A 13,042-nucleotide genomic window follows, 5' to 3' on the forward strand; every position below is an offset into this window, starting at 1 on the left:
GATGATCACGTCCGAGGCCCGGCACGACCCGGCCGACTCGTCCGCGCTGTCCGGGACGGACGTCCTGGTGGTCGGGGTCGGGACGTCGGGCGCCGCGGCGGCGGACGCCCTGGCGGCCCGCGGCGCCCGCGTGCTCGTGGTCGACGCGGCCGACGGCCCCGCCCAGCGCGCCGCCGCCGAGCGGCTGCGGTCCAGCGGGATCGAGGTGCGCCTCGGCGGCCTCCCCGCCGAGGCCGGACCGGCCTCGCTGGTCGTGACCTCGCCGGGGGTGCCGCCCACCACGCCGCTGCTGCGGGCCGCCGGGGCCGCCGGCGTGCCGGTGTGGGGGGAGGTGGAGCTCGCCTGGCACTGGCGCGGGCTGTCCCGGTGGCTCGCGGTCACCGGCACCAACGGCAAGACCACCACCACCGAGATGCTCGGTGCGATGCTCCTGTCCGGTGGCCGGCGCGCCACGACCGCCGGCAACATCGGCACGCCGATCGTGACGGCGGTCGGCGCCCGCCCGCCCTACGACGTGCTCGCCGTCGAGCTGTCCAGCTTCCAGCTCCACTACACGACGACGGTCGCGCCGCACGCCGCGGCGATCCTCAACGTCGCCCCCGACCACCTCGACTGGCACGGCGGCGCCGAGGCCTACGCGCAGGCCAAGGCCCGGATCTGGGCGGCCCCGCAGACCGTGGCGGTCGGCAACGCCGACGACCCCGCCAGCCTGGCGCTGCTGGCGCGGGCACCCGGCCGGCAGGTGACCTTCGGCCTGGACCCCGACGGCGACCCCCGCCCCGATCTCACCGTCGTCGACGGCTACCTCGTCGACCGGGCCTTCTCCGGCGGACGTCTCATCGCGGTCGCCGATCTCGGCGCGGCCGGCCACTCCCCGGGGCGCAACTCCGGGCCGCGGGCCGCGGGCGGCCCAGGCGGCACCAGCGGCTCGGCCGGGTCCGGTCCGGGCGGGCGGCGGGGGGCCGGGGCGCCCGGGTTCGGCGCCGGCCCGGCGCCGGCGGTCGGCGCCGACCTGGGCCCACACAACATCTCCAACGCGCTGGCCGCGGCCGCGCTGGCCCGCGCCGACGGGGTGGATCCCGCGGCCATCGGCGCCGCGCTGGCGATGTTCCGGCCCGGCGCCCACCGCAATGTCACGGTCGGCCGCCTCGCCGGCGTCCGCTACGTCGACGACAGCAAGGCCACCAACCCGCACGCGGCCGCGGCGTCGCTGTGCGCGTACCCCTCGGTGGTGTGGGTCGCCGGTGGCCTGAACAAGGGCCTGGAATTCGACGATCTGGTGGTCAGGGCCCGCAGCGGCCTGCGTGCGGTGGTGCTGATGGGCCGGTGCGCCGATGAGATCGCGGCCGCTCTCGCCCGACACGCCCCCGATGTCCCCGTAGAACGCGCCGGCAGCATGGACGATGCGGTGGAGGCCGCCACCAAGCTCGCGGTACCGGGCGACACGGTGCTGCTCGCGCCGGCGGCTGCCTCGATGGACATGTTCCGTGACTACGCGGAGCGCGGTGACCTGTTCGCCGCGGCCGTGCGGGTGCGGGGAGGCTGACCGGCAGGCGGGACCCGTCCCCACCGACGCGCCGGGGATGGGGAGCGGAGAGAGCGCATGACCGGCGCGCGGACCACCGGACCACACAAGGTCCCCAGCGGAGCCACGGCGGGGGCCGCGGCGACCCCCGTCCCGTCGGCCGCCGCCGCGGGCGCCACCCCCGCGCCGCCCGGCACCGGAGCGCGCGGCGCGGCGGCCGGCACCGGTGCGGCGAAACGCGCGGGCGCCAGCAGCCGGGCGACTGGCGCGGCTCGTGCGGCGGGTGCGGCGGGGAAGGACGAAGCCGACCGGTCCGGAGCCGGCCAGAGCAGTGCCGGCCAGAGCAGTGCCGGCCCGGACGGTGCCGGCCAGGCCTGGGCCAGCGATCCCCGGACCCCGATCCTCGACCGCCCGATGGCCTCCTACTACCTGCTGCTCTCCTCGGCCGGCCTGCTGCTGCTCCTCGGCCTGGTCATGGTGCTGTCGGCGTCCAGCGTGCGGTCGTTCCAGGACTTCGGCTCGTCCTACACGCTCTTCCTGCGCCAGGCGACCTGGGCGGCGATCGGTCTCCCGCTGTTGATGATCGCCAGCCGGCTGCCGGTGCGGGTCTTCCGGGCGGCGGCGTACCCGCTGCTCGGCATCACGCTGGTGCTGCTGCTGGCGGTGCTCGTCCCCGGCATCGGGCACGTCGAGAACGGCGCCCGGCAGTGGATCCCGATCGGCCCGTACACGCTGCAGCCGAGCGAGTTCGCCAAGATCTCGCTGCTGCTGTGGTGCTCCGACGTGCTGGTCCGCAAGCGCCGGCTGCTGGTGGACTGGAAGCACCTGGTCATCCCGGTGGTGCCCGGCTTCCTGTTCGTCGACCTGCTGCTCATGCTCGAGCCCGACCTGGGCGGGGCCATCTGCGTGACGGTGGTGCCACTGGCGGTGCTGTGGGTGATCGGCACCCCGCTGCGGATCTACGCCAGCCTGCTCGGCGGCATGGTCCTCTGCGCCACCATCCTCGCGGTCAGCGCGTCCTACCGGCTGGAACGGCTGATGTCGTTCCGGGATCCGTTCGCCGACCCGGACAACACGGGGTTCCAGGCGGTCCAGGGCATCTACGCGCTGTCCTCGGGCGGCTGGTGGGGTGAGGGGCTGGGCGCCTCCAAGGAGAAGTGGCCCGACCTGCTGCCCGCCGTGCACACGGACTTCATCCTCGCGATCATCGGGGAGGAGCTGGGCCTGCTGGGCAGCCTGGTGACGGTGGGCCTGTTCGGGGTGCTGGGCTACGCTGGCCTGCGCATCGCGCACCGCACCGACGACCTGTTCATCCGGCTCGCCGCCGCGGGGGTGACCGCCTGGCTCGTCGCGCAGGCCGTGGTGAACATGGGTGCCGTCGTCGGCCTGCTGCCGATCACCGGGGTCACACTGCCGCTGGTGTCGTTCGGCGGCTCGGCGCTGCTGCCGACCATGGGCGCGCTCGGCATGCTGCTGGCCTTCGCACGCTGCGAGCCGGACGCCGCCAGCTATCTGGCCGCCCGCGCGGAGGCCCGCCGCGCCGGCCGGACGGGCCGCTGGCTGCGCCGCCGCCGGGCCGAACCCGCCGCGCGCGGCGCGACCGCCGCGACGGGCGAGGGGCCCGCGGCTGCCGGGGCCGGAGGCGCCGCGCTCGACGCCGGCTGACGCCGGTCTCGGCACGCCGCCGGTCTCGGCACGCCGCCGGTCTCAGCACGCCAACGGTCTCGGCGCGCCGACGCTCTCGGGCGACCATGTTGCGTGTGGGCGGTGCCGATGTGGAATCGTCAGGGCCGATGTTGCGAAGTGTGCTGCTCGCCGGCGGCGGAACTGCCGGCCACGTGGAACCAGCCCTCGCGGTGGCTGACGCGCTGCGCGCGGACGAGCCCCGGATCCGGGTGACCCTGCTCGGTACCGAGACGGGCCTGGAGGCGAAGCTCGTCCCCGCCCGCGGGTACGAGCTGGCGACGGTGCCGAAGGTGCCGATGCCCAGGCGTCCGACCCCGGCCCTGCTGACGGTGCCGAACCGGCTGCTCGCCGCGGTGTCGGCGGCGCGCGCGGCGGCGCGGGACGTCCGCGCCGACGTCGTCGTCGGCTTCGGTGGCTATGTCTCGGTGCCCGCCTACCTGGCGGCCCGCCGGCTGCGGCTGCCGATCGTGGTGCACGAGGCGAACCCGCTGCCGGGGCTCGCGAACCGGCTCGGCGCGCGGCTCACGCCGTTCGTCGCCACCTCCTACCCGGCCACCCCGCTGCGGGGCGGCACGCTGACCGGCATCCCGCTGCGTGCGGAGATCCTCACCCTGGACCGTTCGGCGCCGGCGGCCCGCGCGGCGCGGGCCCGTTACGGCCTGGATCCGTACCGGGCGACGCTGCTGGTGTTCGGCGGCTCGCAGGGCGCCCGCTCGCTCAACACCGTGCTCACCGGGGCGGCACGGGAGCTGACCGCGGCCGGGGTCCAGGTCCTGCACGCGGCGGGGCCCAAGAACTACGACGAGGTGGTCGCCGCGCTGCCACCGGGCCTGCCGGCGCCGTACCGGGTGGTGCCCTACCTGGACCACATTCCGTCCGCCTACGCCGCCGCCGACATGAGTCTGTGCCGCTCCGGCGCGATGACCTGCGCCGAGCTCGCGGCGGTCGGGCTGCCGGCCGTGTACGTCCCGCTGCCACACGGCAACGGAGAGCAGCGCCGTAACGCGCTGCCGACGGTCGAGGCGGGCGGCGGCCTGCTGGTCGAGGACGCCGAGCTCAGCCCCGGGTGGCTGACCGCCAACCTGCTCCCGGTGCTCACCTCATCCGAGCGGCTGGCGAAGATGTCCGCCGCCTGCGCGGGCACCGGCCACCCGGACGCCGCCCGCGCGATCGTCGCCATGATCAGGCAGGCGGAGGCGGGCCGCCGGCACGCCGGACCGCGGCACGCGGCAGGCTGAGGGCCGCGGCGTGGTGGCGCGAGATCTCCCCGACGGCTGGCGGCGGGTACATCTCGTCGGCATCGGCGGGGTGGCCATGAGTGGCCTCGCCCGGCTGCTGGTCGCCCGGGGCGCGGTGGTGTCCGGCAGTGACGCGGTCGAGTCCCGCCAGTTGGCGACGTTGCGTGCGCTGGGGATCCCCATCACCGTCGGCCGCGATCCGGCCGCCGTCGACCCGGCCCGGTTCGACGGTGTGGAGCTGGTCGTCGTCGCACCCGCGGTGCGTCTCGACGACCCCCAGCTCGCCGAGGCGCAGCGGCGCGAACTTCGGATCCTGACCCGGTCCGCGGCGCTGGCGGGGCTCATGCAGGGGCACCGCGGGGTGGCGGTCGCCGGTTCCCACGGCAAGACGACGGTGGCGATGATGCTGACCGCCGCGCTGCAGGCCGGCGGGGAGGACCTCACCTTCGCGGTCGGCGGGGACCCGGGCGAGGCCGGTTCGCACACCCACGCGGGCAGCTCCGACCTGATGGTCGTGGAGGCCGAGGAGGAGGGCGCGGCCTTCTGGCAGCTCCAGCCACACGGCGCGGTGCTGACCGGGGTGGCCCCCGAACATCTCGACTACTACCGGACGGTGCCCGCCCTGCGGGCGTCGTTCGCGACCTTCCTGCACCGGATCGAACCCGCCGGGTTCCTGGTCGCCTGTGTGGACGACGAGGCCGGCTGGGCCCTCGCCACCGAGGCCGCCCGTGACGCCGCCGCGGCCCGCGCGCCCGGCGACGGGGCTGTGCAGCGGCCGTCCTGGCTGATCGGGTACGGCTTCGACCCGTCGGCGGACGTCCGGCTCTCCGCCGTGGAGATCTCGCCCACCCGGACCAGCGCCCAGGTCGTGGCGCACGGCGTCCCGCTCGGCCGGATGGTGCTCAGGGTCCCCGGCCGCCACCATCTCCTCGACGGCGCGGCGGCGCTCGCGGCCGGGCTCGCGCTCGGCGCCCGGCCGGAGGGCCTGCTGACGGGCCTGGCCTCGTTCGCCGGGGTCCGGCGCCGGTTCGAGCCACTGGGGTCGGCCCGCGGGGTGCGGGTCGTCGACGACTACGCCAACCACCCCGACCGGGTCGCCGCGGCGATCGCCACCGCGCGGGCGCTGGCCGGCGGCGGCCGGGTCGTGGTCGCCTTCCAGCCGCACCTCTACAGTCGCACGGCGCTGCTCGCGGAGGACTTCGGCGCCGCGCTGCGGCCCGCCGACGTGGTGGTGGTGATGGACGTCTACGGCGGTGCCCAGCGGCCCGAGCCCGGCGCGGGCGGTGCCCGGGTCGCGTCGGCCGCCCGGGGCGGGGCGGCCGAGGTCGTCTACGAACCGTCGTGGTCCGCGGTTCCCGGCGTCCTGCTCGACCGGGCCGCCCCGGGCGACCTCGTCCTCACCCTCGGTGCGGGCGATGTGACGCAGATCGGCCCCGAGCTGCTGCGTCTGCTGGCGGGCCGCGCCGGCTAGCCGGTGCCGCTCGCCGCGTGGTGGTGGCCGATGCCGCCGGCGCAGCCGCGGCCACCCCGCTCAGGGGAGCCGGGTCAGGACGACGACGGGGATCTCCCTGGTCGCCTGGTCCCGGTGGGTGCGCAGCCCCGGCATGCCCTCGACCAGCGCCGCGTAGAGACGCTCGCGTTCCGGTCCGGTGGCGGTGGCCGCCTCGGCGTCGAACCGGTCGGCCTCGAGCTCGACCGTGACCTTCGGCTGCGCCAGCAGGTTGCGGTACCACTGCGGGTGCTCCGCGGCCGCCATGTTCGAGGCGTAGACGACGAGACGACGCCCGGCCTCCGGTTCGTCGACGGCTTCCGATCCGTCCTCGGCTTCCGATCCGCCCTCGACTGCCGGTTCGCCCACGCTCGTCGGTTCGCCCACGCTCGTCGGTTCGCCCACGCTCGCCGGTTCGTCCACGACATAGCCCAGCGGAGTGGTGTGCCCGCGGCCGGTGCGCTCGCCGACGGTGGTCAGCAGCAGGAGCCGTGAACCGGCCAGGGTCTTCTCCAGCTTCCCGCCGGTGGCCCGGTACTCGGTGATCACCGCCTGGTTGACCACCCGGAAGTCGAATCCGCGGCTCTGCGCGTCACGCGTCTCGGTCATCGTCGGGTCCTCACCTTCGCCGTCGGGCTGCCGGGAGGGCTGGCACACGCCCGCTCACCTGTGAACGTCACGCGGCGCAGTCAACCATTGACGCGGGGAGGCGCTCCGCAGGGTCAGGCCGGCAGGCCGGTCGCGTCCTGGGACTCTGTCCCGCTGCCTCCCGAATGGGCTGCTCCGGCGGGCCGCGCGAGCCGGTCGAGCAGGCCGGGACCCACCGTGGTGACCGTGCCCGCCCCGAGAGTGAGGAGCAGGACGCCGCCGGGCGCGTCACCCGCCGCGGCGTCCAGGTCCGCGAGCAGCCGGGCGGGCAGGTCCGGCCACGGCACGTAGCCGGTGTCCGCCGGCTCGCTGATCCTCGCCGTCAGGTCGGCCGCGTGCAGGCCGAGGTCGTCGGTCTCACGCGCCGCGTAGATGTCGGTCACGTAGACGCGGTCGGCGTCGCCGAAGGACGTCGCGAAGTCGTCCAGCAGCGCCGCCAGGCGGCTGAACGTGTGGGGCTGCGCCACCGCCCAGACCGGCCGCCCGGCCGCCCGGTCGCGGGCCGCCCGCAGGGTGGCGCGGATCTCCGTCGGGTGGTGGGCGTAGTCGTCGACGATCTCGACCGGGGTGCCGGCCGGCGTGACCGCCCGCCCGATGGTGTCGAACCGCCGCGCGGCACCCGTGTACGTCGCCAGGGCCTCCAGCGCCCGGCCTGGCGGCACGCCGAGCTCCACGGCGGTGGCGAGGGCGGCGAGGGCGTTGAGGGCGACGTGCGGGCCGGGAAGCGCCAGCGACAGCTGCCCCACCGGGGCGCCGGCACGCAGCACGGTCGACACCGACCCCCCGCCCGGACGGGGGGTGTAGCCCGCCGCCCGCCAGGTCCGCCCGGCCTCGAAGCCGTAGTCCACCACCCGGGCTCGGCCCGCCGCGCCGCCCGCGCCGCCCTCAACGCCCTGGCCGGTACGCCGGCCGAGCCGGTCGAGCACGGCGACGACGCCCGGGTGGTCGCCGCAGACGACGAGCCGCCCGCCCGGGCGGACCCGGGCCGCGAAGTCGGTGAACACGGCCTGGACGGAGGCCTCGTCGGGGAAGAGGTCGGGATGCTCCCACTCGACGTTGGTGATGATGGCGAGCTCGGGGTCCAGACCGGCGAACGCACCGCCGTACTCGTCGGCCTCCAGGACGAACACGTCACTCGTCCCGGTGACGGCGCTGCCGCCCAGCTGGGCCACCTCGGCCCCGATCACGGCGGTGGGGTCCAACCCGCCGGCCCGCAGTACCAGAGTGAGCATGGCGGCTGTCGTGGTCTTGCCGTGCGAGCCGGCGACCGCGACCAGCCGGTAGGCGGCGGTCAGCTCCGGCAGCCAGTCGGCGCGGCGCCGCACGGGGATGCCCAGCGCGCGGGCGGCGACAACCTCGGGGTGGTCGTCACGCAGGGCGCTCGAGGCCACGACCACCTCGGCTCCGCTCAGCTCCGCGGCGAGCGCCGCCGGGCCGGCGGACGGGCCGACGCGCACCGGGACGCCCAGCGCCCGCAGCGCGGTGATCCGCGGCGAGTCCTCCTGGTCGCTGCCGGAGGCCAGACCGCCGCCGGCCAGGTGAATCCGGGCGAGTGGCGACAGGCCCGAGCCGCCGATACCGAGGAAGTGCACGCGCCTCCCGTGCCTGCCGGCACCGTGGGCAGCGGGGTCCGGGCTCGCATCAGGGCCCGGGCTCGCACCAGGGTCCGGGCTCGCACCAGGGTCCGGGCTCGCACCAGGGCCCGGGCCTGCGCCAGGACTCGTGCCCGGGCCGGAGCCCTGGCTGGGAACGGGGCTGGCGGCCGGCTCCGCGGAGCGGACCGCGGGGGGTTCGGTCGAGGGGCCGGCCGGGGCCGGCCGCGGGGTCGTCACGGCGGGCGGGTCCGCGGAGTTCTGACCGGTCACGCCACGCAGTACACACCACCCGGCCGGGCCTGTGCGAAGGCGCCCGGGCGAGCTGGGACCGGTGTGACGAAGGGGACGTGAATCCCAATGGTGTGACGCGCCGACAGCGTCCTTGACCACTGCCGAAGCCGTGCCTACTGTCCGATCCACAGTCGGAAGTTGACATAACTGTAACCGTCTAGCTGACGGTGAAGGTTGAGGCTGCTCGGCTGCTTCCCCGCTCCATCGGCCTCCAGAGGCCGCGGGCTCCGGAGCCGGGGAGCCCCCTGCCTGCCCACCCGACGCCGCTGGAGGACCGACACCGCATGGCAGCCCCCCAGAACTATCTCGCGGTCATCAAGGTCGTCGGGATAGGCGGAGGCGGCGTTAACGCCGTCAACCGGATGATCGAAGTCGGGCTCAAGGGTGTCGAGTTCATCGCCATCAACACTGACGCCCAGGCGCTGTTGATGAGCGATGCCGACGTCAAGCTCGACGTCGGCCGTGAACTCACCCGGGGCCTCGGCGCCGGCGCCGACCCCGAAGTGGGTCGGCAGGCCGCAGAGGACCACCGCGAGGAGATCGAGGAGGTCCTCAAGGGGGCCGACATGGTCTTCGTCACGGCTGGCGAGGGCGGTGGCACCGGTACCGGCGGCGCCCCCGTGGTCGCCAACGTGGCGCGGTCGCTCGGCGCGCTGACGATCGGCGTCGTGACCCGTCCGTTCACCTTCGAAGGCCGCCGCCGCGCCACCCAGGCCGATACGGGTATCGACACTCTGCGCAACGAGGTCGACACCCTCATCGTTATCCCGAACGACCGCCTGCTCGCGATGACCGATCGCGACATCAGCGTCCTGGACGCCTTCCGCAGTGCCGACCAGGTACTGCTCTCCGGTGTCCAGGGCATCACCGACCTGATCACCACTCCCGGTCTGATCAACCTGGACTTCGCCGACGTCAAGACCGTCATGTCCCATGCGGGCAGCGCCCTCATGGGTATCGGGCGGGCCCGCGGCGACGACCGGGCGACCGTCGCCGCCGAGCAGGCCATTGCCTCACCCCTGCTCGAGGCCAGCATGGACGGCGCCCAGGGCGTCCTGCTGAACATCTCCGGCGGGTCCGACCTGGGCCTGTTCGAGATCAACGCCGCCGCGGAACTGGTCGCCGACGCGGCGCACCCCGAGGCGAACATCATCTTCGGTGCGGTGATCGACGACGCGCTCGGTGACGAGGTCCGGGTCACGGTGATCGCCGCCGGCTTCGACACCGTCCAGGACCGGCGTACCCGAACGCTGGCCAACCAACGGCGCCCACCAGGCCCCGGCGGTACGGGGCCGACGGGGCCGCCGCAGCCGGGTGCGCCTGACTCCGGCCCGGGCCAGGGTCCGGGTCAGGGCCCGGGTCAGTCGCCGCAGACCGCGGCGCCGAGCACCACCGTGCTACCGCCCATTCCGGGTATGCCCGTGGCTGCGCGGCCCGCGCCGGCTCACTCCACCTACCAGCCGCCGTCCGGCGGGTCCGCCGGCCACTACGTGCCGGAACCGCTGCCGGACGGTCGCCCCGCGGCCCCGGCCGGGGGTGGGGGCCAGCCGGGTGGCGCCGGCGACCAGCGGCCTGCCGGCGGGCCGCCGCGCCGGGAGTACCCCGGTCCGGGTGCCGACGCTGGGTTCGCCCGGCCGCCGGCCGCGGCCGGCGCTCCCGCGGGCCAGCCAGGCGTCGCCGCGCCGGCCACGGCGTCGGGCATGCCGCCCCGGCCCGGCTTCGCCCACGGTGCTCCGCCGAGCGGCGGCGGCCCGGCGGGTGTGGGCGGTGCCGGCATGGCCGGCGGGCAGGAGCCCGGGCCGGCCGCTGTCGCCGCGGCCCAGCGGGCCGAGGCGGCCCGGTCGGGCCCGCGCCCGAACTACCCGCCACGCCGCCCGGTGCGTCCTGTGGCCGACGATGACGAGCTGGACGTCCCGGACTTCCTGAAGTAGCCGGCCGTGCCCGTTCTGGTGACCTCGCGTGGCGGTGGAACGAGCGGACCGCCGTACACAGGGCTGAACCTGGGCGACCACGTCGGTGACGAGCCGGCCGCCGTCGCCGAGAACCGGCGGCTGGTCGCGTCCCGCGTCGGTCGGCCGGTCCAGTTCATGCGGCAGGTGCACGGCGCGCAGGTCAGCCTCGTTCGCGAGGCTGGCCCGCCGCCGGAGGCCGACGCGATGGTGACGGACGTGGCCGGGGTGGCCCTCGCCGTCCTGGTGGCCGACTGCGTGCCGGTGATGTTCGAGTCGCCGGCCGCTGTCGGCGTGGCCCACGCCGGGCGCCAGGGGATGGCTTCGGGTGTCCTCGCAGCCACGCTGGCGGCCTTCGACGAGCTGGGCGTGGACCGTGGCGCCCTCAGGGTCACCCTCGGGCCCGCGATCTGCGCGCACTGCTACGAGGTGCCCGCGCTGATGCGTTCCGAGGTCGAGCGGATCGTTCCGGGCAGTGCGGCGGCGACTCGCGCCGGTACTCCCTCGCTTGATCTGCGGGCTGGTCTGCGTGGCCAGCTTGCGGCGGCCGGCGTCGGGGCGGTGACGGTCTCCGACCGGTGCAGCGCGGAGTCCGACGATCTTTTCTCGTACCGCCGGGACGGGCGGACCGGGCGTTTCGCCGGCCTCGCCTGGCTGGCCTGAGTGCCCGGGTTGGCCTGAGTGTCCGGGCTGGATGCGCGCCGGGTGGAGGGGCTGCGCTCCCGCCTGACAGTCGTCCGGGACAGGCTCGTGACTGCCGCGCGGGCCGCCGGACGCGACCCGGACGCGCTGACGCTGATCGCGGTCAGCAAGACCCGGCCGTTCGAGGATGTGGTCGCGCTGTGCTCTCTTGGGGTTCGGCACTTCGCTGAGAACCGGGAGCAGGAGGCCGGTCCCAAGGCCGCGGCGGTCCACGCGGCCCTCGCCGGGGCCGGGGCCGGGGCCGGCGTGCCCGCGCCCGGCGACCGGATCCGCCATCCGGGCCTCCCCGGCGGCACGCCGGGGGCATGGTTTCCGTCACGTGCCGACGGTCCTGCCACCCTCGGGTCACCTGGCGTGCTCGATGTGCCGGTCTGGCATTACGTCGGCCAGCTTCAGCGGAACAAGGCCCGAGCCGTGACTGGCTGGGCGCACTATGTGCAGTCCGTGGACAGAGCGCGACTGGTCGAGACCCTTTCCCGAGCGGCTACAGAGCGTGGCTGTATCACTGCTGTTTGTATTCAGGTCAATCTCGACCAGGAGGCGTCGCCCGGGGCGCGGCCTGGGCCCGGAGTGCGGAAATCCCTTCCGGGTGGGGAGAACGCGCCTGTCGCGGGTGCCGGCGGGGCGGCGCGCGGCGGGGCGCTGCCGGCGGACGTGCCGGCGCTCGCCGAGCTCGTCGCCCGGGCGGAGGGGCTTGTTCTGGCCGGCGTGATGGCCGTGGCGCCGCGCGGGGCACCGTCCCGGCCCGCCTTTGCGCGGCTGCGTGAAGTATCCGAGCGGTTGCGTTCTGACTTTCCGGCGGCGACGATGGTGAGTGCTGGAATGTCCGGTGATCTTGAAGACGCGGTCGCGGAAGGCGCGACACACCTTCGGATCGGCACCGCTTTGTTCGGTGAACGGCACGGTGTCCCTTAGAGTCGCGCCCATGGGGCTCGGTCGCAGGGCGATGGTCTACCTCGGGCTCGCCGAGGAGGACGAGGACTACCTCGATGACGACTATGACGATGACGGGCACGACGCCGCCCGAGGTGCCGTCAGGGACGATCGACGGACCACGCTGGACCCGGTCCCGATAGACCGGTCGGTCCGCCGGCTCGACGTACGTGAGGAGCCAGTCGCCATGCCGCGACGTCCGCCGGTGGAGCATCTGCGACCGTCCGCACCCACGCCGATGCGCCGCGTCGCGCCCATCGAGGAGCCCCGGCCGTACCGGATCACGACGCTCCAGCCGCGCAGCTACAATGAGGCGCGTCAGATCGGTGAGGAGTTCCGTGACGGCACGCCCGTTATCATGAACCTCACCGAGATGGACGACGTCGACGCCAAGCGGCTGGTCGACTTCGCCGCAGGGCTGATCTTCGGCCTCCGGGGCGACATCGAGAAGGTGACCAACAAGGTCTTCCTGCTCTCGCCGCACAACGTCGAGGTCACCGAGACGGACAAGCGACGCATCCGTGAGGGTGGGTTCTACAACCAGTCATAGTCAGGGCGTGACCGTCCGGTAGGGTCGCCCAGAGGCTTCCCCTCGCTACCCCGGGAGAGAGCACCATCAGCACACTAGGAACGCTGCTTTTTTGGGTGCTGACGGCCTACCTGCTGCTCCTGATCGCCCGGTGGATCATCGACCTGGTGCGAACACTCAACAGGTCCTTCCAGCCAAGCGGCCCCCTGGTCCTGTTCTTCGAGATCGTGTACACGGCGACTGACCCTCCGCTGCGCTTCATCCGGCGTTTCCTTCCGCCGTTGCGGGTAGGTAGCGTTGCTCTTGACCTCGGTTTCATGCTGCTCGTCATAGTGATCTTCATACTGCAGGGCTATGCGCAGAGGCTGTGACGAGGTCATGTGCACACCGCGAGAGCGGGCACGGCAGACTGCCCGCAGACCGCCCTCTCTTCGGGGAGCGGCGATGCCGCACGAGG

General features: G+C 74.6%; 11 protein-coding genes. 9 read left to right on the forward strand and 2 right to left on the reverse strand.

Annotation, left to right across the window (positions count from 1 at the left end; translation table 11 throughout):
• Position 1 precedes the first annotated feature (1 nt).
• The 4 genes from B207_RS0102905 to murC (B207_RS0102920) all read left to right on the forward strand — a co-directional run bounded on the left by B207_RS0102905 (position 2) and on the right by murC (B207_RS0102920) (position 5,920).
• Positions 2–1,546: a Mur ligase family protein gene (locus B207_RS0102905; RefSeq protein WP_018635009.1), complete on the forward strand. Its 1,545-nt coding sequence runs from the start codon at positions 2–4 to the stop codon at positions 1,544–1,546.
• A gap of 57 nt (positions 1,547–1,603) precedes the next feature.
• Positions 1,604–3,190, forward strand: coding sequence for a putative lipid II flippase FtsW (gene ftsW / locus B207_RS32270; RefSeq protein ID WP_018635010.1), 1,587 nt, complete (start codon positions 1,604–1,606; stop codon positions 3,188–3,190).
• Between the two features lie 128 nt (positions 3,191–3,318).
• On the forward strand, positions 3,319–4,449 hold the full coding sequence (gene murG, locus B207_RS0102915) for an undecaprenyldiphospho-muramoylpentapeptide beta-N-acetylglucosaminyltransferase (protein ID WP_026310605.1): 1,131 nt from the start codon (positions 3,319–3,321) through the stop codon (positions 4,447–4,449).
• A gap of 10 nt (positions 4,450–4,459) precedes the next feature.
• Positions 4,460–5,920, forward strand: coding sequence for a UDP-N-acetylmuramate--L-alanine ligase (gene murC / locus B207_RS0102920; protein WP_018635012.1), 1,461 nt, complete (start codon positions 4,460–4,462; stop codon positions 5,918–5,920).
• A gap of 60 nt (positions 5,921–5,980) precedes the next feature.
• On the opposite strand, the gene B207_RS0102925 is transcribed toward murC (B207_RS0102920), so the two are convergent.
• Both B207_RS0102925 and murC (B207_RS32275) read right to left on the reverse strand, forming a co-directional pair.
• Positions 5,981–6,547, reverse strand: a complete 567-nt coding sequence (locus B207_RS0102925; RefSeq protein ID WP_026310606.1) for a nitroreductase/quinone reductase family protein — start codon at positions 6,545–6,547, stop codon at positions 5,981–5,983.
• A 113-nt stretch (positions 6,548–6,660) separates the two neighbouring features.
• A complete protein-coding gene (gene murC, locus B207_RS32275) occupies positions 6,661–8,178 on the reverse strand; it encodes a UDP-N-acetylmuramate--L-alanine ligase (RefSeq protein ID WP_018635014.1) in 1,518 nt (505 codons plus the stop codon).
• A 578-nt stretch (positions 8,179–8,756) separates the two neighbouring features.
• Between murC (B207_RS32275) and ftsZ the strand changes: the two genes are divergently transcribed.
• The 5 genes from ftsZ (at position 8,757) to B207_RS0102955 (ending at position 12,956) form a co-directional block, all read left to right on the forward strand.
• Positions 8,757–10,403: a cell division protein FtsZ gene (gene ftsZ / locus B207_RS0102935; protein WP_018635016.1), complete on the forward strand. Its 1,647-nt coding sequence runs from the start codon at positions 8,757–8,759 to the stop codon at positions 10,401–10,403.
• Between the two features lie 6 nt (positions 10,404–10,409).
• Positions 10,410–11,084, forward strand: a complete 675-nt coding sequence (gene pgeF, locus B207_RS0102940) for a peptidoglycan editing factor PgeF (protein ID WP_018635017.1) — start codon at positions 10,410–10,412, stop codon at positions 11,082–11,084.
• An 18-nt stretch (positions 11,085–11,102) separates the two neighbouring features.
• Positions 11,103–12,038, forward strand: coding sequence for a YggS family pyridoxal phosphate enzyme (locus tag B207_RS0102945; RefSeq protein ID WP_026310607.1), 936 nt, complete (start codon positions 11,103–11,105; stop codon positions 12,036–12,038).
• A 10-nt stretch (positions 12,039–12,048) separates the two neighbouring features.
• Positions 12,049–12,606 (forward strand): cell division protein SepF, encoded by a 558-nt coding sequence (locus tag B207_RS0102950; RefSeq protein ID WP_018635019.1) that lies wholly within the window; start codon positions 12,049–12,051, stop codon positions 12,604–12,606.
• A gap of 95 nt (positions 12,607–12,701) precedes the next feature.
• Positions 12,702–12,956 (forward strand): YggT family protein, encoded by a 255-nt coding sequence (locus tag B207_RS0102955; protein WP_018635020.1) that lies wholly within the window; start codon positions 12,702–12,704, stop codon positions 12,954–12,956.
• Positions 12,957–13,042 lie beyond the last annotated feature (86 nt).

The sequence above is a fragment of the Parafrankia elaeagni genome, assembly GCF_000374165.1.
In the GTDB taxonomy this organism is placed as follows: domain Bacteria; phylum Actinomycetota; class Actinomycetes; order Frankiales; family Frankiaceae; genus Parafrankia; species Parafrankia elaeagni.